Annotated in this window: 23 protein-coding genes and 4 tRNA genes; 15 read left to right on the top strand and 12 right to left on the bottom strand. The window is 42.2% G+C overall.

Features of this window, described 5'->3' with window-relative positions; all coding sequences use genetic code 11:
- Positions 1–24: 24 nt before the first annotated feature.
- Together FTT70_RS12125 and radC are read right to left on the bottom strand one after the other, a co-directional pair.
- A complete protein-coding gene (locus tag FTT70_RS12125; RefSeq protein ID WP_154321041.1) occupies positions 25–933 on the bottom strand; it encodes a bestrophin family protein in 909 nt (302 codons plus the stop codon).
- 68 nt (positions 934–1,001) lie between these two features.
- Entirely contained in the window at positions 1,002–1,700 is a 699-nt protein-coding gene (gene radC, locus FTT70_RS12120; RefSeq protein WP_154321040.1) for a DNA repair protein RadC, read from the bottom strand.
- Positions 1,701–1,813: 113 nt separating this feature from the next.
- Between radC and coaBC the strand changes: the two genes are divergently transcribed.
- Positions 1,814–3,088, top strand: coding sequence for a bifunctional phosphopantothenoylcysteine decarboxylase/phosphopantothenate--cysteine ligase CoaBC (gene coaBC, locus FTT70_RS12115; protein ID WP_167845783.1), 1,275 nt, complete (start codon positions 1,814–1,816; stop codon positions 3,086–3,088).
- A gap of 77 nt (positions 3,089–3,165) precedes the next feature.
- Here the strand turns inward: coaBC and secB are convergent, their stop codons facing one another.
- The 4 genes from secB to rsgA all read right to left on the bottom strand — a co-directional run bounded on the left by secB (position 3,166) and on the right by rsgA (position 5,507).
- Positions 3,166–3,624, bottom strand: a complete 459-nt coding sequence (gene secB / locus FTT70_RS12110; RefSeq protein ID WP_004976246.1) for a protein-export chaperone SecB — start codon at positions 3,622–3,624, stop codon at positions 3,166–3,168.
- Between the two features lie 34 nt (positions 3,625–3,658).
- Positions 3,659–3,913, bottom strand: a complete 255-nt coding sequence (gene grxC / locus FTT70_RS12105; RefSeq protein ID WP_004976247.1) for a glutaredoxin 3 — start codon at positions 3,911–3,913, stop codon at positions 3,659–3,661.
- Positions 3,914–3,946: 33 nt separating this feature from the next.
- Complete coding sequence (locus FTT70_RS12100) at positions 3,947–4,354, bottom strand: rhodanese-like domain-containing protein (protein WP_004976250.1); 408 nt, start codon at positions 4,352–4,354, stop codon at positions 3,947–3,949.
- Positions 4,355–4,448: 94 nt separating this feature from the next.
- On the bottom strand, positions 4,449–5,507 hold the full coding sequence (gene rsgA, locus FTT70_RS12095) for a small ribosomal subunit biogenesis GTPase RsgA (RefSeq protein ID WP_154321039.1): 1,059 nt from the start codon (positions 5,505–5,507) through the stop codon (positions 4,449–4,451).
- A gap of 124 nt (positions 5,508–5,631) precedes the next feature.
- Between rsgA and orn the strand changes: the two genes are divergently transcribed.
- Positions 5,632–6,189 carry an oligoribonuclease gene (orn, locus tag FTT70_RS12090; RefSeq protein ID WP_004976254.1) on the top strand — a complete coding sequence of 186 codons (558 nt, stop codon included), beginning with the start codon at positions 5,632–5,634 and terminating at the stop codon, positions 6,187–6,189.
- Positions 6,190–6,399: 210 nt separating this feature from the next.
- Here orn and FTT70_RS12085 read toward each other — a convergent pair whose 3' ends face one another.
- Positions 6,400–7,275 carry a metal-dependent hydrolase gene (locus FTT70_RS12085; RefSeq protein WP_131261957.1) on the bottom strand — a complete coding sequence of 292 codons (876 nt, stop codon included), beginning with the start codon at positions 7,273–7,275 and terminating at the stop codon, positions 6,400–6,402.
- 132 nt (positions 7,276–7,407) lie between these two features.
- Between FTT70_RS12085 and FTT70_RS12080 the strand changes: the two genes are divergently transcribed.
- The 5 genes from FTT70_RS12080 to FTT70_RS12060 all read left to right on the top strand — a co-directional run bounded on the left by FTT70_RS12080 (position 7,408) and on the right by FTT70_RS12060 (position 12,892).
- On the top strand, positions 7,408–8,472 hold the full coding sequence (locus FTT70_RS12080; RefSeq protein ID WP_180168652.1) for an AraC family transcriptional regulator: 1,065 nt from the start codon (positions 7,408–7,410) through the stop codon (positions 8,470–8,472).
- 406 nt (positions 8,473–8,878) lie between these two features.
- Positions 8,879–9,682, top strand: coding sequence for a tryptophan synthase subunit alpha (trpA, locus tag FTT70_RS12075; RefSeq protein ID WP_004976260.1), 804 nt, complete (start codon positions 8,879–8,881; stop codon positions 9,680–9,682).
- Positions 9,679–10,575: an acetyl-CoA carboxylase, carboxyltransferase subunit beta gene (gene accD, locus FTT70_RS12070; RefSeq protein WP_004976262.1), complete on the top strand. Its 897-nt coding sequence runs from the start codon at positions 9,679–9,681 to the stop codon at positions 10,573–10,575. Before trpA ends, accD begins: the two co-directional genes overlap by 4 nt.
- Positions 10,572–11,855, top strand: coding sequence for a bifunctional tetrahydrofolate synthase/dihydrofolate synthase (gene folC, locus FTT70_RS12065; RefSeq protein WP_167845785.1), 1,284 nt, complete (start codon positions 10,572–10,574; stop codon positions 11,853–11,855). Before accD ends, folC begins: the two co-directional genes overlap by 4 nt.
- On the top strand, positions 11,846–12,892 hold the full coding sequence (locus FTT70_RS12060) for an SPOR domain-containing protein (protein ID WP_373683197.1): 1,047 nt from the start codon (positions 11,846–11,848) through the stop codon (positions 12,890–12,892). The genes folC and FTT70_RS12060 overlap by 10 nt, the downstream gene beginning before the upstream one ends.
- Before the next feature lie 61 nt (positions 12,893–12,953).
- Here FTT70_RS12060 and FTT70_RS12055 read toward each other — a convergent pair whose 3' ends face one another.
- Together FTT70_RS12055 and FTT70_RS12050 are read right to left on the bottom strand one after the other, a co-directional pair.
- Positions 12,954–13,778 carry an MBL fold metallo-hydrolase gene (locus tag FTT70_RS12055; RefSeq protein ID WP_096902404.1) on the bottom strand — a complete coding sequence of 275 codons (825 nt, stop codon included), beginning with the start codon at positions 13,776–13,778 and terminating at the stop codon, positions 12,954–12,956.
- Between the two features lie 132 nt (positions 13,779–13,910).
- Positions 13,911–14,552, bottom strand: a complete 642-nt coding sequence (locus FTT70_RS12050; protein ID WP_136144594.1) for a peroxiredoxin — start codon at positions 14,550–14,552, stop codon at positions 13,911–13,913.
- Between the two features lie 338 nt (positions 14,553–14,890).
- On the opposite strand from FTT70_RS12050, the gene secA reads away from it, so the two are divergent.
- The 8 genes from secA to FTT70_RS12010 all read left to right on the top strand — a co-directional run bounded on the left by secA (position 14,891) and on the right by FTT70_RS12010 (position 21,306).
- Complete coding sequence (secA, locus tag FTT70_RS12045; protein ID WP_180168651.1) at positions 14,891–17,605, top strand: preprotein translocase subunit SecA; 2,715 nt, start codon at positions 14,891–14,893, stop codon at positions 17,603–17,605.
- 162 nt (positions 17,606–17,767) lie between these two features.
- Positions 17,768–18,124 (top strand): hypothetical protein, encoded by a 357-nt coding sequence (locus FTT70_RS12040; protein ID WP_026438462.1) that lies wholly within the window; start codon positions 17,768–17,770, stop codon positions 18,122–18,124.
- A gap of 195 nt (positions 18,125–18,319) precedes the next feature.
- Positions 18,320–19,540, top strand: coding sequence for a bifunctional glutamate N-acetyltransferase/amino-acid acetyltransferase ArgJ (argJ, locus tag FTT70_RS12035; protein ID WP_180080437.1), 1,221 nt, complete (start codon positions 18,320–18,322; stop codon positions 19,538–19,540).
- Between the two features lie 150 nt (positions 19,541–19,690).
- Positions 19,691–20,758: a quinolinate synthase NadA gene (gene nadA, locus FTT70_RS12030; protein WP_026438463.1), complete on the top strand. Its 1,068-nt coding sequence runs from the start codon at positions 19,691–19,693 to the stop codon at positions 20,756–20,758.
- Positions 20,759–20,911: 153 nt separating this feature from the next.
- Positions 20,912–20,988, top strand: a tRNA-Pro gene (locus FTT70_RS12025).
- A gap of 46 nt (positions 20,989–21,034) precedes the next feature.
- Positions 21,035–21,111: transfer RNA gene (locus FTT70_RS12020), tRNA-Arg, on the top strand.
- Between the two features lie 38 nt (positions 21,112–21,149).
- Positions 21,150–21,225 (top strand) — tRNA-His (locus FTT70_RS12015).
- Positions 21,226–21,229: 4 nt separating this feature from the next.
- Positions 21,230–21,306 (top strand) — tRNA-Pro (locus FTT70_RS12010).
- A gap of 190 nt (positions 21,307–21,496) precedes the next feature.
- On the opposite strand, the gene FTT70_RS12005 is transcribed toward FTT70_RS12010, so the two are convergent.
- The 3 genes from FTT70_RS12005 to FTT70_RS11995 are packed head-to-tail and all read right to left on the bottom strand — an operon-like array spanning position 21,497 to position 23,701.
- The gene (locus FTT70_RS12005) at positions 21,497–21,973 is read right to left on the bottom strand and encodes an OmpA family protein (protein WP_154321033.1); all 477 of its coding nucleotides are present in this window, start codon (positions 21,971–21,973) and stop codon (positions 21,497–21,499) included.
- Positions 21,966–23,201 (bottom strand): diguanylate cyclase domain-containing protein, encoded by a 1,236-nt coding sequence (locus FTT70_RS12000; RefSeq protein ID WP_154321032.1) that lies wholly within the window; start codon positions 23,199–23,201, stop codon positions 21,966–21,968. Before FTT70_RS12000 ends, FTT70_RS12005 begins: the two co-directional genes overlap by 8 nt.
- Positions 23,198–23,701, bottom strand: a complete 504-nt coding sequence (locus tag FTT70_RS11995; RefSeq protein WP_096902398.1) for a YfiR family protein — start codon at positions 23,699–23,701, stop codon at positions 23,198–23,200. The genes FTT70_RS12000 and FTT70_RS11995 overlap by 4 nt, the downstream gene beginning before the upstream one ends.
- Between the last annotated feature and the right edge of the window lie 536 nt (positions 23,702–24,237).

The raw sequence follows: 24,237 nt of genomic DNA, 5'->3' as shown, positions 1-24,237 counted from the left end.
CTGGGAGAAGGTTGGGAAGAGGGTCTAAAGCAAATTATTGTCCTGTGCCTGAATTGGTGGTGGCGTTGGTTTACCCAACGTACCCAATAATTCAATTTCAATGGTTCTTACCATGGCATCTAAAGGTAAGTCATTGCTTTGCGTGCCAAAAGGTTCTTCAATTTCAGAACTGAGCGCATCCAGACCTAAAAAAGTATAAGCCAAAATACCGACCAAAAGCGGAGTCGCCAATCCGAGTGTAGACCCTAAACTAAAGGGCAACATAAAACAGAAAAAGTACACTGTTCGGTTAAGTAGGACTGAATACGCAAAAGGGAGCGGTGTGGTAGCAATACGGTCACAACCCGTGAGTACCAAACTCAGCTCTGTGACGTGTTGATTCATTTGTGTGTAAATAATATCGGAAATTTCGCCCTCTTTAAGTGCTTGCATTAACTCCCATTGAATCAAACTGAGCGTGTATTGCGGCGCATTGGCTTGTTGATACAGTTGGGTAATTGCTTGCTGACTCATGCCACTGGTTTGAATTAACTCGGTTGGATTGGCAGTTTGATGACGCAGGCGGTCGCGCAAGACATTGGCAAATACAATGACGTGCTGAATGACGCGTTCACGTCGTGCTTGACTAAGTATACGGCAGTCGCGGTCAAAGTGGCGCGCGTTGGCAATCAGCATGCCCCAAAGTTTACGTGCCTCCCACCAACGGTCATAACAGGCAGAGTTTTTAAAGCCCAAAAAAATCGACAGCACCACCCCAATTAAAGTAAAGCCAACCAAAGGCAATTCTGGAAAATGAAAATAACCAATATAAGACAAACCGCCAATAATGGTGGAGATCAACATCACCAAGCCCAAAGGCGGTAAGACCTTCGGTAAAATCGTGCCCCGCCAAGAAAACAGTAAGTTAAATACACTGGGTTGATCGACTATCATTTTATTAGAATCATCACAATTTTTTGATGATCTTCTGTGCTTGTGCAGGCTTTGTCAATATGCAAATTTTAAGTGTGCTCAAATTTAAGCAGTTGTTGTTCGGCAAAGGAAAAATTACCTTCACTTGAGATGATACAGTGATCGATCAAACGCAGCTCTAGCAACTGACAGGCTTGCTGAATCTGCTGCGTCAGGACTAAATCTGCAGGTGAAGGTTGTGGTAAGCCGAAAGGATGATTGTGTGCAATCACAATCGCTGTGGCATGTTGACTAATCGCAAAACGTAGCAATTGATTAATGGAAATTTCACACGAATTTAATGCACCATAAAATAATTTTTTAAAGCTGATTTTGCGTAAACAGGCATCAAGGCAAAGCACCGCAAACACTTCTTGGGTTTCGCCCAAAAGTTCAAAACGCAGATACTCCATCAAGCGTTTGGAATTGCTAAGCTCAAGTGCATCTTGTTTTAAATGTTCGGCTACATAGCGCCGTCCAAGTTCTTTAACTGCCATGAGCTGTGAATATTTACTGTTACCCATGCCGTGAAATTGACACAACTCGGCAATGGGTGCATCGAGTAAAGTAGTGAGATTGCCAAAATGCTGAATTAGCAATCGTGCCAACTCCACCGCAGAATGTTGCTGTGAGCCTGAGCGCAAAAAAATAGCCAATAGTTCGGCATCAGATAAACTGGCAGCACCATTTTGAATGAGACGTTCACGTGGCCGTTCTTGTTCAGGCCAATGTTTAATAGATAAATGCATTGTTATTTGACTTTGTTATTCTAAATTTGAAACTTAAATCCCAACAGATCTCTTGGGAATGACATTATTTAATGCTATTGTGAGCCCCACTGCAACAAAAAGGTGGCTTATTTGTGAGCTTCGATTTAAGCGTACTCCCTCATAAAAACATTATTTTAGCTGTGACAGGCGGCATTGCGGCCTATAAAAGTGCGATTTTAGTGCGTCGTTTAAAGGATGCAGGGTTTAGTGTTCGCGTGGTCATGACCAGAGGGGCACAAGCTTTTATTACACCGCTGACCTTTCAAGCATTGTCGGGCAATCCTGTACATACCGAATTATTAGATACCGAAGCCGAAGCAGGCATGGGGCATATTGAATTGGCACGGTGGGCCGATTTAATTTTGGTTGCGCCCGCCAGTTGCGACACCTTAGCCAAATTTGCTGCAGGTCTGGCCGATGATTTGCTCAGTACTTTATATTTAGCCACCACTGCACCAGTTTGGGTTGCACCTGCCATGAATCAGCAAATGTGGGCAGCCAAAGCCACACAGCGTAACTTAACCACTTTGGTGGAAGATGGCGTGCATGTAATTATGCCCGATGCGGGCGAACAAGCCTGTGGAGATGTTGGTTTAGGGCGTATGCCAGAACCTGAAGATTTGGCGCATCAGGTGACGCAGTATTTTCATCAGGCACAGCGTGCTTTGGTGGAAAAATTTGGCATGTTGGCAGGCAAAAATGTCACCATTACAGCAGGCCCAACCCGCGAAGCTTTAGACCCTGTGCGTTATATTTCTAACCATAGTACAGGCAAAATGGGTTTTTCTTTGGCTGCAGCCTGTTATGCAGCAGGGGCAAAAGTCACGCTTATTGCAGGCCCAGTTAGTTTAGATACGCCAAATGGGGTACAGCGAATTAATGTGTCTTCTGCAATTCAAATGCTAGATACCAGTTTGCAGATGCTTGAACAAGGCTGTGATATTTTCATCGCTACAGCCGCGGTGGCAGATTACCGCGTGGCAGAAATTGCGGAACACAAAATTAAAAAATTAGGCGATGAGCTGAATGTGGCGTTGGTCAAAAACCCTGATATTGTTGCGACCATTGCGCAACAGGAAAAACGTCCGTTTATGGTTGGCTTTGCTGCAGAAACCCGCAATGTAGAAGAGTATGCAGCAGGCAAGTTGGTGGCGAAAAAACTGGATATGATTGCCTGCAATGACGTTTCCCGTGCCGATATTGGTTTTGCTTCCGATGAAAATGCCATGACGGTATTTTTTGCCGAAAGCTACCGTATGGAAAAACGCGATTTGGAAAAAGCCTCGAAACAGGAAATTGCGCAGCAATTGGTCGAAGCGATTCATGATGCCTTGTATCGAGATCCATCTCAGGATGATGATTTTTAATTTTGATCGTCCATCAGCAAACGGATGACATAAAAAACCGCTGAAATTTCAGCGGTTTTTTTATATCCAATCGCGAATTAAGCTTGACCTTCAGCTGCAGCGGCTTGAGCACGTTGCATATTGGCTTCAAACTCGGCATCGAAGTTGATTGGCGTTAACAATAATTGTGGGAAGCTGCCTTTGGTAACCATATCATTCACTGCTTCACGCAAGAATGGGAACAAAATGTTCGGGCAGTATGCGCCAAGAATGTACGGTAAACGCTCTTCTTCAACGCCATCAATCAGGAAAATACCAGCTTGGGTAACATCAACAATAAATGCAGTATCGCCCGCGTTGTTGGCTTGAACCACAACTTTTAATGCTACTTCAAAGTGGGTTGGATCAATTTTTTCTGCAGAAGATGACAGGTTGATGTTCAATTCAGGCTGCCATTCTTTGGTAAATACTTGTGCCCCAGGAACTTCAAAAGAAATGTCTTTGGTATAAATACGCTCTAATGCCAATTGTGGTTGAGCTTGTTGTTCTTCACTCATGTTAAATCCTTAAGAGTTGGTTATCGTGTTATGTTTATGCCAATAATTGATCGAGCTTGCCTTCGCGATCTAACGCATATAATTGGTCAAAGCCGCCAATAAACTGGTCATTGATGAAAATTTGTGGAACGGTACGATGATTGGTGCGTTGCATTAATTCAACACGTACTTCAGGCGCTTCATTCGACAAATTAATTTCTTTATAGGCAACGCCTTTACGCTCAAGGAGTTGTTTTGCACGAATGCAGTATGGACATACAGTCGTTGAATAAATAGTGACTTCAGCCATGATTGTTCTCCTTGCGAAAAATATTGGGTAAAACTATTTGCTTTTTACTAAAGGTAAACCTTGTGCTTTCCAGTTGCTAATACCGCCATCTAAACGATAGGCATCGGTATGTGCGACCTGTTGTAAAGCACTGCCTGCAACCTGACCCAAGTTACAGATAAAGACCAATGGGCGATCTGAGGTTTTTAACTCTTCAACATGCTTGGTAATTTGGCTATAGGGAATATTGCGGCTACCACTGATATGACCTTCACGGAAATCTTTGGCATCACGTAAATCAATCAACATGGCATTTTTAGCTTTGACTAAAATACCCAAAGATTGTGGGGAAATTTTGCGACCATTGCGTTGACCTTCTAACACAAAGAACAACACTACCAATACAGCCAGCGTCCCAAATAAGAAGGGATGATTCCCCATAAATTCGAACCAACGTTCCACAAGTCACCTAATTACAATGTCAAAATTGTTCAAGAGTATAGCGTATAAATATGGCGATCAAAAACACCGCTTCAAGGGCAGCGCCACAATAAAATTAATTTTTTTGTTGCGCTTCGGCAATTTCATCACACAGTCTTAAATAACTGTCTAAACGACGCGATAAAATTTCGCCTTCTGCAGCAGCCAGTCGCAGCGCACATTGCTTTTCATGTTTATGGGTACAGTTGCGGAATTGGCAATGACCCAACAGGTTTTCAATTTCAGGAAAACCATTTTGAATTTTATCTTGGCTCAAGTGCCACAAACCAAATTCACGAATCCCCGGTGAGTCAATTAAGGCAGCACCATCTCCAAAGCCAATTAAACGAGTAGAGGTTGTGGTGTGCTGTCCAAGTGCCGAGTTTTCCGAAATGATATTGGTCTTTTGCGCCGCTTCGGGCACGATGGCATTAATCAGCGAGCTTTTACCCACGCCCGATTGCCCGACAAAAGCTACCGTTTCACCTGCTAAACGTGCCGCTAAATGCTCTAAATTCGCATCGGATTGGGTTTGCATGACTTCATACCCCAAGTCTTGATATTCCTTGAGCAAGTCTAAAATCGGGTCGTTTTCTTTGAGTAAATCAGATTTGTTTAAAACCAATAAGGCGGGAATATCGGCATCGGCACAAGCAACCAAATAGCGGTCAATCAAGCCCGGTGCAGGTTCAGGCAAAGGCGCAAAAACAATCACAATCAAACTGATATTGGCGGCAACAGGTTTAACTTTGTGATAACGATCAGGTCGGGTCAATAAAGATTGGCGTGGATGAATCGCGGTAATAATTCCTAAACCTGTATTTGGGTCGGCCTGCCATTTGACCCGATCTCCCGTCACCAATAATTCTAAATTGGTACGAGTGTGACAGCGCCAAATACTTCCCATTTCAATAGGTTTCCAAAATGGTTCTGGCTCACCTGCGTGCACCACCGGTTTTTCAGGATGAATTTCAGGAACAGATAAAGCCTGAACTTCTAATTGACGACCATAGTGTTGTACCACCAAGCCTTCTAAATCATGTGAAGTGTCAATGTCTGCCTGACGTGACTTGTGTTGTTTTTCAATTCGACGTTGCTGTTGTTCAGTCAATCGACGCTTACGAATTAAAGCCATTCATATCCTAAAAAAACCATGAACTCAGGATGGCAAAAATAGCATGAAGCGGGGGCACAGTTACAGCCAAGAAGCAAGAAATTTGCTACTATGCTGTTTTTAAGCCGAATAAGATTGCACATTTATGAGCAGCACGCCTGATACTCGCCTCATTTGGATTGATTTGGAAATGACAGGTTTAGATACCGATAACGACCAAATTATTGAAGTGGCTACCATTGTGACCGATGATCATTTAAATATTTTGGCAGAAGGTCCTGTGCTGGCTGTGCATCAACCTGATCGTATTTTAAATGCCATGGATGAGTGGAATACACGTCAGCATGGACAATCGGGCTTAATTGAGCGTGTGCGTCGCAGCAAACTCACTGCGCAGGATGCAGAGCAGCAAACCATTGAGTTTCTAAAAAAATGGGTCAATCCTAAAACATCGCCAATGTGTGGCAACTCAATTTGCCAAGACCGCCGTTTTTTACACCGTTTAATGCCTGAATTGGAACAGTACTTCCATTATCGTAATTTGGATGTTTCATCAGTGAAAGAGTTGGCAAAGCGCTGGCGTCCAGAAATTATGAGCGGTTTGAAAAAGAATGCGTCGCATTTGGCGATGGATGATATTCGTGATTCGATTGCTGAGCTGAAATATTATCGCCAATACTTTTTTATTATGAATCAGGACTAAAACCTTTTTCTGCGTAGGAGATGGAGCTGTAACAGTAACAGCGATCTCTTACGCTTAAACTGTGTTGGTCACTCATAAATAAGAAATAATAAGATATGACTCAGCATTGCCTTATGCCTTACTTTATATAAAGATATTAGAGGCAAGTTTGTATAAAGCTAAGCAATGCTTAGGTGTTCATTGGTTAAAAGCCAAGCAAAACCAAAAGCTTTATTTTCCTGCCTGCCAAAATGCTTCACCTGCCTGAATTGGGTCGCCTGTTTGCGCCAAAGTCTCAAGCCAGACATCATATTGCGCGATGATTGGATGTTGGCTAGGGTGAAAGTCAGGTTTAAACCAATCACGATATTGTGATTGCATTTTGCGTAATTTCCCTTGTTTGCCAAACAGCCATTGCAAGCCACGTACATTCATTTTAAGGCGCTGGGTACGATTAAACCCATCGCATCTCAGCATGACATTGGCGCGGTACAGGGTAAATCCGAACATTAAACCTGTGGTCAGCACCAACGCCATTTTTCGAGTCACTTCAGGCACATTGCCCACCTGTTGCATCACATCAAACGCCACATCACGATGTTCCATTTCTTCAATCGCATGCCATGCAAATAAAGCACGGACATAAGGATGTGCATCTTGCAGCGTGTCTTTTTCGCCATAAAAAGTTTCTGCCATAAGTGCGGTTAAATGTTCCGCAGCTGCTGTCATGGCGATGTTGTATTGGGGCGAGCGATATTTCAGTTCAAACTTAAACACTTTGTTTAGACGCTGAATAAACTGATCTACAGGCATGCCTTGATCTTTCATGACCTGATTCATTTTGTCGTGTGCAATGCCGTGCTGAGCTTCTTGTCGAATAAAATCGGCAACACGCTGTTTTAAGTCAGGGTCTTGAATTTGATCACGGAACAAACGTACCGATTGAATGAAATAACGCTCGCCATCAGGAAAAGTCAGGCTCAAAGCATCAAACATGCGGGTTAAAAACGGGTCACCTGCAAACCAGTAACGCGGCACATCGGCTAATTTAAAATCGAGATTGCTGCGTACTATGGGCGCAGCATGATATTGGACAAGTGCATTCATTTTATTTTATTTCACTCTGGTCAATCCTGTTTGCATTATGTCGGGCTTTGGCAGATTTGTTTTGACAGTATTTGCCAGTTTTTATACATTAAGCGACAAAAGAAAATGATGCATGTCAAAATGAGCAAGCACATGAGCGAAATTCAAATTCCGAATGGTTATTATCAACTTTGGTTACGCTATTTATCTGCACAGGGCAGAGTTCCTGAGCAGCTTGGATTTTCGCCTGCACAATTGCAGCAGTTACAGCATGTGTTGGCATTGCCCATGGATACCCAATCGTCCTATCAGTTTTTTAACGAGATCATCCAACACAGTATTCAGTTTTTAGATTGTCCAACGCTCGTTTTTGAATTGGCACGTTATATTCAGCCTGAACATTTTGGCGTGCTTGGCTATATGGCATCGCGTAGTAACAGTGTTGCAGAAGCCATTCAATATATGATGCGTTTTAGTCGCTTGGTGGTGGATGGTACGGCAGCCGTACCAATGCGACTGGAACAACAATCAGATGCTTTATATTTATCATGGCCATTGGTGGATGAAAAATACAGCTTGGTTCATGAAATGACTTTTGCTTGTATGACTCAATTGGCCATGCAAATTTTTGATTTTCAACACTCTCCGATACGGGAGATTCATTTTGCCCATGCACCGCGTATGGCGATGCTGCATTATGAAAAGTTTTATGGTTGTAAGGTTTTATTTAAGCAAGCGGAATATCAAATTGTTTTAAATTTAGAAAGCCTCAGTTTAAAACCACAGCAAGCCGATCCCTCTTTAATTCATTTACTCACCAAACAAGCTGAAGATGCGATTGCGTTAAAACCACAATTAGAAACCGTGCAGCAGCAAGTCCAAGAGCAGGTGGCGCATTATTTACGTTATGAACAGCAAGTGCCGAGCATTGAATGGGTGGCGCAGCGTTTATTTCGTTCAGGGCGTACGTTACAGCGTCAGCTTAAACAGGAAGGTACGGGTTTTAAACAGATTCTTGAAATAGAACGGATGCAGCGCTGTGAAAACTTACTACAACAAAATGTGAGCCTAAGCGATATTGCACAGTTGTTGGGTTATTCAGACCAATCGGCTTTGGCGCGTGCCTATAAAGCCTGTACAGGACAGACCTTGCTAAAACGTAAACAGCAGTTGCAGCAAGCTGAGGATGCACTTTCTCTACAGCAAAATACGCCATAAATAGTATGGATTGGCTCATTATCAACAGGTGATTTCGCGCTAAGAGATTGAAAATAAGCTGTGTGTAGCCATGACCGAATCAGCTTTTGCAAGGTTGATAAAGCCTAAGATAAAACCTGAAGTTGTTTATTTTTATCAATATTTTTAAATTTAAAAGCACGATTGAGCAAGTTTCAAAAACCGATAAGCAGGCAAAATTAGGCATCTTTGATCATTGAGAAAAAAGCGCAAATATCAGTAAATGTAGCCTCGCGGTTGTTCTGAATAAATCGTTTTGCAAACAGAAATGCAGCAACTCATGCCTGTGCGCTATTCATTGAGTAAAAAATAGCGTTACAATGGGTCAATTTGTATTTCTACAATAGCAAATGTCTCAGTTTTAATCATTCAAGGAAAATACAACCCTATGTCACGTTTAGCCACACGATTTGCACAGCTTGAATCTCAACAGCGTAAGGCCTTGGTTTCTTATGTTATGGCAGGTGACCCTCATCCAGAAGTCACAGTTCCGTTGTTACATCAAATGGTCGAGGCAGGGGTAGATGTCGTTGAATTAGGTTTGCCGTTTTCAGACCCAATGGCTGATGGTCCAGTAATTGCCCTCGCTGCAGAGCGAGCGTTGGCAGGTGGAACCAATACGCTAGATGCTTTAAACATGGTCAAAGAGTTCCGTCAAAAAGATCAGGAAACTCCTGTGGTATTGATGGGATATTTAAACCCTGTAGAAGTCATTGGTTATGAAAAGTTTGTTGAATATGCACATGACTGTGGTGTCGATGGTGTACTTCTGGTCGATTTACCACCTGAAGAAGCCCAAGAATTTGATGAAGTCCTGAATAAATATGGGATGAATCAAATTTTCTTGTTAGCGCCAACTTCTACACCAGAGCGTATTCAATTTGTTGCAAACCAAGCCAGTGGCTTTATTTATTATGTTTCTTTGAAAGGCGTGACGGGTGCAGCAACACTTGATGTTGCAGAAGCAGCAACCCGCATCCAACAGATTAAAGCTGTAACCAACGTGCCTGTGGGTGTGGGTTTTGGCATCAGTGATGCTGCATCTGCCAAAGCAATGGGCGCGGCTGCCGACGCAGTCATTGTCGGAAGTGCTTTTGTAAAACAATTTGCGAGCTTAGCACCAGAACAAGCCGTCATTGCAACGGTTAATAAAGTGAAGGAGCTTCGAGCTGCGCTCGATGAGTTAGTATGAGTCAAGAAGTGAAAACAGGGAAAATTCTAAGCCCATCGACGCCGTGGACTGCACGTGGTGTACCTGGTATTGAAACACCAGATGAGCAACAAGCGTTAAAAGCGATCTTTACTGAACCAACGATTGAATGTCCAGAATGTCATGCCTTGGTGACACGTACGGCAATGTCGTTCAACGCTTATGTATGCCCACAATGTGATGAACATTTACGTATGAAAGCGCGTGAGCGTTTAACTTGGTTCTTTGACCAAGTGCAAAACGAATTAGGTCAAGAATTCTCTGCCAAAGACCCACTCAAATTTGTAGACAGCAAAGCTTATCCTGAGCGTATGACTGAAGCGCAAAAGAAAACGGGTGAAACCGAAGCTTTAGTGGTGATGCAGGGCTTATTAAAAGATATGCCAGTCATTGCTTGTGCATTTGAGTTTGATTTTATGGGCGGCTCAATGGGTACCGTAGTGGGTGACCGTTTTGTGCAAGCTGCTGAACGTGCGATTCAGCAAAAACAACCGTTAATTTGCTTCGCAGCATCGGGCGGTGCGCGTATGCAAGAAGGCATGTTGTCATTAATGCAAATGGCGCGTACTTCTGCAGCAATTCAACGTATGAAAGAAGCAGGCTTACCTTACATCGTAGTATTAACACATCCTGTATATGGTGGTGTAACTGCATCATTGGCGATGCTGGGTGATGTGCACATTGCAGAACCTAAAGCGATGATTGGTTTTGCGGGTAAACGTGTCATTGAGCAAACTGTACGTGAAAAACTGGAAGAACCGTTCCAGCGTGCAGAATACTTACTTGATCATGGTGTGGTCGATCAAATTGTCCATCGTCATGCATTACGTGATACAGTTTATCGTATTCTTGCGAAACTGATGAACTTGCCTTGAACACAGCACCTCTTGCAACCGATGATTTAAACACATGGCTCAATTATTGGAGCCATGTTCACGTTACGGGTATTGATTTAGGTTTGGAACGGGTCATTCCCGTTGCAGAAAAATTGGGTGTAACCCATCCTAAAGCTAAAGTCATTACGGTTGCGGGAACCAATGGCAAAGGCTCAACCACAACCACTTTAGCGGCTATTTTAAATGCGCAGGGCTATCGGGTTGGGTTGTACCAATCGCCACATATTTACCGTTTTAATGAACGAGTCAAATTAGCAGGCGTCGAAATCGATGACCAAAGTTTGATTGATGCTTTTGTGCAAGTCGATCAAGCACGACGTGATTGCGATCTGAGTTTATCTTTTTTTGAGGCCACGACTTTGGCAGCCTTTGTGATTTTTAAAGCACGTGATTGCGATGTATGGGTGCTTGAAGTCGGTTTAGGTGGACGCTTAGATGTGGTCAATGTCGTCAATCCTGATGTGGCGGTTATTACCAATATCGGTTTAGATCATGTCGATTGGTTAGGCGATAGCATCGAAAAAATTGCCTATGAAAAAGCAGGCATTATTCGTCCTAACATTCCTGTCATTTTTGCAGGTCAGCAAGATTTGCCTCAAGCTATTCACGACAAAGCAGCAACCTGCAATGCACCTTTGTTTGTCTTGAATCGTGATTATTTTTATCGGGATATGCAAGATGGTCAGTCATGGATGTTTGCTGCATCGGGTTGTACCTTAAAACTTCCAACAGGCAGTTTAGCCCTCGATAATATTTCAACGGCTGTGGCAGCAGTCTTGCACAGTGGTTTAGAAATCACCCAAGACGCAATTGCACAAGGTATTCAAACGGCCAAATTGGCGGGACGTTTTGAAATTCGTCAAATTCAGGGCAAAACCGTGATTTTTGATGCAGGACATAACCCGCATGGCGTTGAATTTTTGTTAAAGCAATTGCGCAATTTCTTAAATTACAATAAACAGTACACTGAAGTGGTCAGTGTTTTTTCAATGCTTGCAGATAAAGATATAAATTCTGTGGTTGAGTTATTGAAAGATAGTGTCGTAATGTGGAAAATTGCCACATTAAATGTGCCTCGTGCGGCAGAGATCACGGTTTTGGATCAGGCTTTGCAAGGCGAAACAATACAACACTTCGACAGTATACAATTGGCTTTTAAATCAGCACTGGATGAAACAAAAAATAATCAGCTGATTTTGGTATGTGGATCATTTCATACCTTAGAAGCGGTATGGGAGTATTTGGAAGAATGTCAATGAATAACAAACAGCGCTGGATGGGTGGCGTTGTTTTATTAGGTGGTGGTGTTTTATTGGCAGCATTGCTTTTAAAAGGGCAAGAAGAAATACATCAAAATAATGTGAAAACCCCAAGCCAAGCCGAACAAGTTCAACATAAAAATGCCAATCAGGCAGAAATGGTGCAATTGCAACCTTTAACTGTCGATGTGCAAACCGAGCAGCGTCTGCTTGAAGAGCAGCGCCGTGCGCGTGAAAAAGCAGTAGCGGAGCAAGAAGCACGTGCAGCTGAGTTTTTAGCGATGCAACAACAGGCAGAAGCTGAAGCAGCGCGTAAAGCTGCAGAAGAATATGCTGCCTTAAATGCATTGCGTTCTGGTCAGCAGCAAAGTTCTGACAATATTCCACCGGAATTGGTCGAAGATGAACAAGCCAAGCAAAAGCGTTTGGCTGAAGAAAAAGCCGCTCAGCAAAAGAAGTTAGAGCAGCAAAAAGCAACGGATGCCAAGAAAGCTGCTGAGTTAAAAGCTGCGCAAGAGCGTAGTGCTGCAGAGAAAAAAGCAGCAGATGAAAAGCGTTTAGCGGAAGAAAAACGCATTGCAGAAGAGAAGCGCAAAGCGGAAGAACAACGCCAAGCCGATGCAAAACGTAAAGCTGAACAAGAGCGAAAAGCAGCAGAATCGAAAAAAGAAGCAGAACGTAAGGCTGCCGAAGATAAGCGTAAAGCCGAGGAAAAACGCAAAGCTGAAGAAGCTGCCAAGAAAAAGGCTGAAGCTGAAAAAGCACGTAAGTTATTGGAAGAAGGCGATAAGCAGTGGATGGTACAAGTGGCTTTGGCAGCTAACCAAGCCAATGCCGATGCTTTGGCGGCAAAACTGAAAGCCAAAGGTTATAAAGTTACCCAAAGTCCAACGTCTAAAGGGGTTCGGATTATGGTTGGGCCATCTAAAGACCGTGATGCTGCAGATGCAACCCGCAAGAAAATTACCGCAGACCCAAGTTTGAATATGAAATCTGCATGGGTGATTGACTGGATACCGTTAGATAAACGCGACTAGATCATTCGATCAAAATGTTTATTAAAAAGGATTTAATCTTTTGGGTTAAATCCTTTTTTATTTAGGCTTTTGGTATTTGATATTGCGCTAAGGCAATTGGATCATGTGCGCAAATAATCTCAACTTGTGGTGCAGTTTGAGCCAAATGCTGAATATTCGCTAAAGTCTTTAAACGCATTAAATTATTTTCTGCAAACAAATACTCAACTGTATGTAGTGCTGGGAAGCATTGTTTAGGGTCTAGCTGTGCTTGCGCATAATAAGCATCGCCACAGAAAAATAACCAGCCCTGTGCCTGCCGAATGGCAATGCCACAATGACCAGCGGAGTGTCCAGGCAAAGGAATCAGTAAAATTTCATCCTTAAAAATTGTTAAACCTTGCACACGATTAAAATTAAACCAAGCTTCACCTCGGGTTGGTTCTAAAAAATCCCAATGAGTATGTTGCTGAAATTGCTTAGGTTTATAACGCATGCGATTTTTTAAAGACTTTAAATTGCAGGCTGCCTTGTATTCACTCGCGAAGATATGCACAGTCGCGTTTGGAAAATCAGCAATCCCACCCGCATGATCAAAGTCCAAATGCGATACCAAAATATGTTGCACATCACTGGCCTGATAACCAAGTTGCTGGATTTGCTTGAGTGCGGTCTGGCTTAAGTCGTGTTGAATCCGAGCGGTATGGGTCAGTAATGTGCCTAAACGCTGTTTGGGATGTAAATAATCCTCAACGCCTAAGCCTGTATCGACCAAGACCAAGCCTTGATCTGTTTCTAATAATAGACAATGGCAGACCAATTTTGCCTGCCAACCTTGTTGTCCAAATAAAGGCGCACAGATTGGGCAAAACGTGCCGCAATGTAAATGATGAATGTTGTAGATCACAAAATGACGTTTTTTTATGAATGTTATTTTGCTTATACCTGATCTGTTGTGTGTCGCCAATCACAATTGGATTAACGGAATTGGAGCATAAAAAAGCCTATCCGAAGATAGGCTTGCTCATGTAACACTTAATTAAGTGCGGTTCGGTTGTTTGGTCAAACGTAAATAAGGCTTGATGGCTTTATATCCACTTGGGAAGCGTTCTTTAAGTTCCGCTTCATCCTGAATGGCAGGCACAATGACCACATCTTCACCATCTTGCCAGTTGGCAGGCGTTGCAACCTTGTAATTGTCAGTCAGTTGTAGTGAATCAATGACACGTAAAATTTCGTGGAAATTACGTCCTGTAGAAGCAGGATAAGTAATGATCAAGCGTACTTTTTTATTTGGATCAATAATGATTAATGAGCGGACAGTCAGTGTTTCGCTGGCATTCGGGTGAATAAAATCGTACAGGGTAGACACTTTACGATCTTGGTCAGCAAGAATTGGGAAATTAACCGTTGTATCTTGAGTTTCGTTAATATCTTGAATCCAGCCTTTATGAGATTCAGCATCATCTACAGAAAGTGCAATCGCTTTGACATTGCGCTTGCTGAATTCATCTTTCAGTTTTGCGGTATAGCCTAGCTCGGTGGTGCAGACAGGTGTGTAATCGGCAGGATGCGAAAATAGAATGCCCCAGCTGTCACCTAAAAATTCATAAAAATCAATTGGGCCTTCATTTGAATCTTGTGTGAAGTTGGGTGCGATGTCACCTAAGCGAATAGTCATTGTGTACCTCTGTCTTGTTTTGTTGTGTGATGTATGCGTACTACTATGCGCCATTCCTTTTGCAGAATTAAATAGTGTTTTTGTATGTGCTTATGAATAATTTGAATATGGTGTGTCATTTTTATTGCATTTTCAAAATAGATTGATGTGTGATTGCTATATATCGTCCGCTCGAAATTTGTTACATTAACTGCTACTTAGCAGCGAGAAATGGCAAGTAGAGATTGGAATTTTTAATAGGTTTTTGTGCAAAACCCTTGTACTTCAAATTTCTAGCACCATAATAACCACTAAGAAAAACCTATTTATTTGACAAGCAAGATTTAGAGAGTTTATTCATGTTGGCAAGTCTGATCGGAGGAGTCTTCGGTACTAAAAATGAGCGCGAACTCAAACGCATGCGTAAAATCGTAGACAAGATTAATGCGCTCGAGCCGACGATATCTGCCTTAAGCGATGCAGACTTATCTGCAAAAACCGAAGAATTCAAACAACGTTATAACAAAGGCGAAAGTTTAGATAAATTATTACCAGAAGCATTTGCAGTATGTCGTGAAGCCGCCAAACGTGTCATGAGCATGCGTCACTATGACGTGCAGTTGATTGGTGGTATTACCTTGCATGAAGGTAAAATTGCAGAAATGCGTACAGGTGAAGGTAAAACCCTAATGGGAACTTTGGCCTGTTATTTAAATGCTTTAAGCGGTCAGGGCGTGCACGTCATTACTGTGAACGACTACTTGGCACAGCGTGATGCCGAACTCAACCGCCCTTTATTTGAGTTTTTAGGTTTAAGCATTGGCATTATCTATTCCATGCAAGACCCGACTGAAAAAGCACAGGCTTATCGCGCAGACATTACCTACGGTACCAATAACGAATTTGGTTTCGACTACTTGCGTGACAACATGGTGTTCTCGCTGAGTGAGAAAAAACAGCGTGGTCTGACTTATGCCATTATTGATGAAGTGGACTCGATCTTAATTGATGAAGCACGTACCCCATTAATCATTTCTGGTCAAAGTGATGACTCATCGCAGTTATATGCAGCAATCAACACCATTCCGCCAAAATTGCATGCACAAAAAGAAGAAAAAGTAGCCGATGGTGGACATTTCTGGATTGATGAAAAACAACGTACTGTAGAAATGACCGAAATTGGTTATGAAACGGTAGAAAATGAATTAATTCAAATGGGTTTATTGGCAGAAGGCGAAAGTCTGTATTCTGCATCTAACCTGAATTTGGTGCATCACGTATCTGCAGCTATTCGTGCGCACTTCTTGTATCAACGCAACGTGCATTACATCATCCATGATGGTGAAGTGATTATTGTCGATGAAAACACAGGTCGTACCATGCCTGGCCGTCGCTGGTCAGAAGGTTTGCACCAAGCGGTAGAAGCGAAAGAAGGTCTAGAAATTCAGCCTGAAAACCAGACTTTAGCGACCACAACCTTCCAGAACTATTTCCGTTTATACAAAAAGCTTTCGGGAATGACGGGTACTGCAGACACTGAAGCTGCAGAAATGAAAGAAATTTATGGTCTTGATGTGGTCATCATTCCAACGCACCGACCAATGATTCGTAATGACCAAAACGATTTAATTTATTTAAACCGTACTGGTAAATACAACGCGATTATTCAAGAAATTCAACGCGTGCATGAAGCGGGTGTCGCACCAATTCTGATTGGTACAGCGACCATTGAAGCTTCAGAAATTTTATCGGATAAACTGCGTGAAGCAGGTATTCAGCACGAAGTATTGAATGCGAAGCAACACGAACGCGAAGCTGACATCATTGCGCAAGCAGGCTCACCACGTGCGGTGACTATTGCCACGAACATGGCGGGTCGTGGTACAGATATTTTGCTAGGTGGTAACTGGAAAGCTTTGCTAGCCAAAATTGAAAACCCAACTCCTGAAGATGAAGCGCGTTTAAAGGCAGAGTGGGAACAAAACCATGACATGGTGTTAAGTTCAGGTGGCTTACACATTATTGGTTCAGAACGTCACGAATCGCGTCGTATTGACAACCAGTTGCGTGGTCGTGCAGGTCGTCAGGGTGACCCAGGCGTGTCACGTTTCTATCTGTCACTCGAAGATGACTTAATGCGTATTTTCGCAGGTGATCGTGTTGTAGCAATGATGCGTGCTATGGGCTTGCAGGAAGATGAAGCGATTGAACACAAAATGGTGTCACGCTCTATCGAAAATGCACAGCGTAAAGTTGAGGCACGTAACTTCGACATCCGTAAAAACTTGTTGAAATACGATGACGTAAACAACGAACAACGTAAGATCATTTATTCACAGCGTGATGATATTCTGGCAGAAAGCACGCTGCAAGACTATATTGAAGAAATGCACCGTGAAGTGGTCACAGGTATGATCGCCAATTATATTCCACCAGAATCAATTCATGACCAATGGGATATTGATGGTTTAGAGCGTGCCTTGCGTGATGATTTGGGCGTCGAATTACCAATTAACCAATGGCTCGAAGATGATCGTCGCCTAGATGAAGAAGCTTTGGTTGAACGTATTGCCGATGAAATTGTGACACGTTACCGTGCACGTCGTGAGCAAATGGGTGATGAATCTGCTGCGATGCTAGAACGCCACTTTATGCTCAGTTCACTTGATCGTCACTGGAAAGATCACTTGGCGGCGATGGACTATTTGCGTCAAGGTATTCATTTACGTGGTTATGCACAAAAGAATCCTGAGCAAGAGTACAAAAAAGAAGCCTTTAACTTGTTTGTGAATATGTTGGGCGTGATTAAAGCCGATGTTGTGACCGATCTTTCGCGTGTGCATGTCCCAACACCTGAAGAATTGGCAGCGATGGAAGCACAGCAGCAAGCGCAAGCAGAAGCGATGCAGCTTAATCTTTCACATGCTGATGTAGATGGTTTAACGGGCGAAACCTTTGAATCAGAACCACAGTACAGTGCTGCTGAGCAAACGGTTGTTCCACCTGCAAGCCGTAACTCGCCATGCCCATGTGGTTCAGGACTGAAATATAAACAGTGTCACGGTAAAATCTAAACCTGACTTGTTACAACTTAAGCAGAACTTTGGTTCTGCTTTTTGTATTTTGGGGTGCAAAATCTTTGTGGTAATAGTTTTGCAAGATGTGTATAGCATTTGCAGATTTTGGAATTAAATGCTATTTAGTTGCACATGCAATATCCACGTGTGGAACAAAAAATGAAAAAAGTATTACAACCTTTAATGATTGTTGCCTTGAGCTTGCCTACTTTCGCATTTGCAAATGCGGCAACAACGACAACTCCTGCAAAAGTTCAAGCTGCTGTGGGTGCGACCACTGCACAGGTACAAGTGGATAATGGTCACGTGACTGTGGCAAGCCCACGCACAGGTATTCGTTATACCTTTGCCAATCCAGATCAGCGTCCAATCGTGTTGCATACTGCAGCGATTGCACCTGCGAATGCTGCCAATGTAAATCGTATTGTGGCTGCAAATCCTGCTTTATCTGCAGCAAGTCAAGAACGTGCAAAACAGGCTTTATTGGGTGAAACCGTGGTTGCGACTACGCCATAATCCAAATAGGCTCAATCAGTATAATTTTAGTTGCTGATGCATTATATTGAAGATTAAAACCAGTCCATACGGGCTGGTTTTTTATATATGACCTTGTGTATTAACAAAAGTTGAATCAAGCAGGGTGGATGCTCGATTTTTTCTTCAATTTCCACTAAGCTGTGACATTCTCAAATTTGTACTGGAAATTTCAAAATGGCAGTTGGTGACGTCTCTATGCCACACATGCATGTGGTCAAAGGTGTAAAAATTGGTTCAGCAGAGGCTTATGTGCGTTATCAGAACCGACGTGACCTAGTTATTTTTGAATTTGCAGCAGGCTCAAATGTGGCGGGTGTCTTTACTCAAAACGCATTTTGCGCTGCACCTGTGTATGTGTCCAAAGCACATTTAGCTCAGGGCAATCCGCGTTACTTGGTCATTAATACAGGAAATGCCAATGCGGGTACAGGCAAATTGGGTATGCAAAATGCAGAAATTACCTGTGCCAAATTGGCTGAATTGGCAGGTGTATCTACCCAAGAAGTTTTGCCATTTTCTACAGGTGTGATTGGTGAGCAATTGCCGATTGAGCGCTTGGTTGCTGGTTTAGCGCCTGCGCTGGCATCGTTACGTGAGGATGCTTGGCATGATGCTGCGACAGGTATTATGACCACAGATACCACGCCAAAAGGTGCATCTGAGCAGTTTGAGTTAGATGGTATTACTTATAGCATGACAGGCATTTCTAAAGGTGCAGGTATGATTCGCCCAAATATGGCGACCATGCTTAGCTATGTTGCAACCGATGCACCAATTCAACGTGACATCTTGCAGCAATTACTCAAACACAGCGTAGAACAATCGTTTAACCGTATTACTGTAGATGGCGATACCTCGACCAATGATTCATGTATCTTGGTGGCGACTGGTCAGACGGGTGGCACTGAAATTTGCAGTGAAAATGACCCGCGTTATGCTGTGGTATTAGATGTTTTGAATCGTGTGATGTTGCGTTTGGCACAACTGATTATCCGTGATGGTGAAGGTGCAACAAAATTCATCACGGTACGTGTTGAAGATGGTGACAATACCCAAGAATGTTGTGATATTGCGTACAGCATTGCACATTCACCATTGGTAAAAACGGCCATTTTTGCCTCAGATCCAAACTGGGGGCGTATTCTTGCTGCAATTGGTTATGCAGGCGTGCCAAATTTAGACGTTGAAAAAATTCAGGTTTGGTTGGATGATGTGCAAATTTGCAAAGATGGCGGTGCTGCTGCCGACTATACCGAAGCAGCGGGCGCGCGAGTCATGGCACAAACCGAAATGACCATTCGTGTAAATTTAGGACGTGGTCAAGCGACAGATACAGTCTATACTTGTGACTTGTCTTACGATTATGTCAAGATCAACGCGGATTACCGTTCGTAAAAATTCAAATTGAGTGATAAAGCCTCCGTTGTGAGGCTTTTTTAGCATTCAATCGGCAAAGGGCTGGTGAATGAGTAAATTGCCCCCATATCATCAGTGACTTGAGTAAGCTTGTGTTCGGGCAAGCATGAAGATAGAGAAGACGTTGTTATGAATGATGCGACCAATTTAATTGCCAATGAAGCCAAATCAATTGTGCAGGCGCATTTAGATCGCTTGGGTGAAACCAAAGAACATCATTTGAGTGAGCAAGCCAAGCAGGAAAAATTTGCGCAAATTAAAGCAGAACTCGAAAAGCACAATGCTGTCTTGGTTGCCCATTATTACTGCGATCCTGAAGTACAGGAACTGGCTGAATTAACAGGTGGCTGTGTTTCGGATTCACTGGAAATGGCACGTTTTGGTCGTGATCATGCGGCAACCACGTTGGTCGTAGCTGGTGTAAAATTTATGGGCGAAACTGCCAAAATTTTATCGCCAGAAAAAACCATTCTTATGCCAACTTTAGAAGCGACTTGTTCGCTAGACTTAGGTTGTCCTGTCGATGAGTTTAGCCGCTTCTGTGATGCGCATCCTGATCATACAGTCGTGGTTTATGCCAACACGTCCGCTGCGGTAAAAGCGCGTGCAGATTGGGTCGTTACCTCAAGCTGTGCGGTTGAAATTATTGAACATCTCGATAGCTTAGGTGAAAAAATCATTTGGGCGCCAGATCAGCACTTAGGACGCTATATTCAAAAGAAAACTGGCGCAGATATGCTGCTTTGGGATGGTTCGTGTATTGTGCATGAAGAATTCCGTTCACGCGGTATAGCTAATATGAAAGCCATGTATCCGGATGCAGCAGTTTTGGTGCATCCAGAATCACCAGAATCAGTTGTTGATGTAGCTGATGCGGTGGGCAGTACCTCGCAACTTATTCAAGCGGCAAAAACTTTGCCACACGAGCGTTTAATTGTGGCAACAGACCGCGGTATTTTCTACAAGATGCAGCAAGCTGTACCAAATAAAATTCTAATTGAAGCACCAACTGCAGGTGAGGGTGCAACCTGTCGTTCATGCGCACACTGCCCGTGGATGGCGATGAATGAATTGGATGGAATTTTGCATGTATTGCAAACAGGTGATCAAGAAGTATTCGTTGAACCTGCCATGGCAGAACGTGCTAAATTACCACTAGATCGTATGTTGAATTTCAGTGCGAGCTTAAAACGCTAAAATTGATTGAAAAATATCAAAAATGCTTGATAAATATACGGTTGAAGCTTTTTTTTAATTTTTTTTAAATATAGGTGTTGACGTCTTCGGGCGTCGCGCCTAGAATGCACACCGTACCGCACGATGTGCGATACACAAAAAGCTGAGATGAATCGGAGCATAGCACAGCCTGGTAGTGCACCTGGTTTGGGACCAGGGGGTCGTAGGTTCGAATCCTACTGCTCCGACCAATTCTTCAAGGCAACGTATCGCATGATATTATGTATCATCGGTCATGCGCCTGTAGCTCAGTTGGATAGAGCATCCGCCTTCTAAGCGGATGGTCACAGGTTCGAATCCTGTCAGGCGCGCCATTTTTTGGTAGCTTGGTATAAAAGAACCAAACATGATGGTGGATGTAGCTCAGTTGGTAGAGCCCTGGATTGTGATTCCAGTTGTCGCGGGTTCGAATCCCGTCATTCACCCCAATTTCGGAGCATAGCACAGCCTGGTAGTGCACCTGGTTTGGGACCAGGGGGTCGTAGGTTCGAATCCTACTGCTCCGACCATTTTCTAAATAGAACAGATGCTAAGTATAAATGGTCAAGTCAATAAAGATACCGCGTTAAGCGGTTTTTTTATGCCTGAAATTTGTGAAAGCCTTGTTAGGTTTAAAATTGGCTTCATATTAGTTATTGGTCGGCATAAAAAAGCCTCAAGAATGAGGCTAAAAATAAGAAAGTTTTAGTGTCTTTTTTATTAAGGCACAATCGTCACATTGACGCGTCGGTTGGTGGCACGATTTGCTGGTGTGTCATTGCTTACCATTGGTTGTGTTGCACCGCGCCCAATCACCTGAATATTTTTTCTTTCAAAACCTTGATCTAAAAAAACCTGAGCCACATTTTGGGCGCGTTTTTCAGAAAGGGTTTGATTGTAGCTGGCTAAGCCTAGGTTATCTGTGTGACCAATAAACTTGAGTTTATCCAAGTCATATTTATGCAGCTGTTGTGCCAATTGGTTCAGGCGTTCTTTTTGGTTGTTTTGAATGGCGTATTCATCAAAACCAAATAACAAGCGTTCAGGCAGGGCTAAAGTCCAGCCATCATCACTTAAAATAAAACCTTCTTGTTTTAGCATGCGTGCCTGCTTATAGCTGACATTCCCTAAACTCATGCAAGCACTGAGTGAAACCATAACAAAAATAAGTGTACCGATCAGAACTTTTTTAAGCATAAGGAACCTGTTTATTGTTTGATTGAGGTGAAATATACCATTTTGATTGATCACGTTTGGCTTTGAGCATTGCGCGATCGACATCGGCAATTAAATTTTCAGGAGTTTTGGCATATTCAATCAATGCTACGCCAATACTGACATTTAGGGAAACTTGTTGCTGTTCATACCTAAATGTAGAGCCATAGCACGCATGAATCTTTTGACAATAACCCTCTAATTCTGAAGTGGAGTGTGAGCCAGTTAAGATTATTGCAAATTCATCGCCACCTAAACGCGCAACAAACGCATGTGAGGGCAAAATCTGAATTAGACAATGCGATGAATCACGCAAGATATTATCGCCAGTCAAATGCCCAAATTGGTTATTGATTTGGTTAAAGTTATTAATATCTAAAAAAAATACTGCGGCCGTAGCAGAAGGCTGGGTAAATAGCTTAAACAGTGTTTCATAAAAATAATTACGATTTGGTAGCTGCGTTAAATTGTCGTATTGTGACTGAAATTGCAGTTTATGATTTTCGACCAATAAATTTTTATGGGATTGTTCAATTTCATTGAGTAAGCCATTAAAGGCATAACTCAGTTCATGAAGTTCTTGAATATCTGAACTTGAAACGTGCAGCTTATAATTTTTTTGTGCACTGATCTCCTGTGCCGAGCTGACAATAGAACTTAAAGATTGCATGAGATATTGATAAATTGAATTAATTGACCAAAACACAGCAATTAAAAGCAAAATAAAACCGAAAATTAAACCTAAAACGATTTTATAAAAGAAACTAACCAAGTCACTAGAGTTTCCATACACCACCAGTTCGCCATAGTTTTGCTGATCATGGTCAATACTCAGCCGAACAGGATGATTAAAAAACAGATAGTCCAATAAAGCCTGAATTGAAAAATGCTCTAGACCTTGCTGTTCAATAAAGGCAATACGTGTCTGTTTAGGTGAGCGTACTTCAATTGAACGAATAGAATAACGCTGCGTATGTTCAGAGAGAATTTTGTTGAGCGTCATTTGATCATTAAAAACCACTGCAGGCTGAATGCGTTCATTTAATGCTGCAGATAAACTTTGCAAACTATTTTTTGCGAAGGTGTTCATGGTGTAGGTTGAAATGACCAGAAAAATCATTGAACAAATTGTAAAAGTCAGAGCAAAGATAGTGAGTTGTGCGCGTGTGAATAATTGATGCAAGGTAATTGGAGTGTATAACTGCTTCATGAGTTTGACTCCGATGTTTTTGCAAGCAGTAATACACGCGGATCAATATGCACTTGAGATTGAGTCAAGCTTTCCATGTTGACTTTAAAAGCATAGTTATCATTTTTTTTATAAAGACAAAAAGCGCTGCCAGTTTCACATTCCAGATTGTTTAAACTAATAGATAGGGCTGGAAATCGAACTTGAGTATTTAAGGTATGTTGTTCTTGTGCAGCAGAAAGCGTAGAAAAAATTAATATTTGACAATTACTTTTAGATATTTCATGGCTTTGAATGGGTTGAATGTCATATTTATTATGTAATGGGGCATGTTTTTTGAATTGTTGTGCAATATTATCTTGATTTACAACACAAAGTTTGGGCGTGCTAGCTTGCCATTTTGCATACGCTAAAATGGAGAATGTAGTGTTATAAAGATTTGATGCAGGTGCAGCATACAAAATAGGTGTTTGCATTGCTACAAATGACAGCAAGGTTATTATTTTTAAATTTTGAGTCATTTCAACACAACACGAATGAACATTAAAGTAGTGTAGCTAATATTGGAAAATAAGCATACTGCTAATTTTGAGCAAGAATGATACAGATTTAAAATATTTTGCCGAATAAATAACCGTTCGGACTAAAAAACTCATAAAACTTAAAAAGAGGGGTTGCAAGGCGAAATATTTCACCTATAATGCACATCCATCGGCGGTGATGAAGATTAAAACTTCTGGTAAAACAATGACTTGATTGAAATCGACTGGGTTGGGTTTTAGAAAGAAAGTTTAAAATAATTTAAATTACCAGTTGACACTTTAGAAATAAAGCGTAATATAGCCGACCTAGCTTGATGCTGACGAAGCATTGAGAAGATCATTAAGAGATTATGAAGAACAACTTGTGTGGATTTTTACTGATTGATTGATCGAAGATATTTCATTGATTGATTGGTTTAAATTACTCGAAGTTTATTTGAGCGAAATTTAAGTCAGAAAATTGATGAGCCAGATTTGGAAGTTTAGATTAAAACTTCAAAATGATTTTAACTGAA

It is taken from the genome of Acinetobacter sp. YH01003, from assembly GCF_013420525.1.
Lineage (GTDB): Bacteria > Pseudomonadota > Gammaproteobacteria > Pseudomonadales > Moraxellaceae > Acinetobacter > Acinetobacter towneri.
This window is presented reverse-complemented; position numbering and strand designations above follow the sequence as displayed.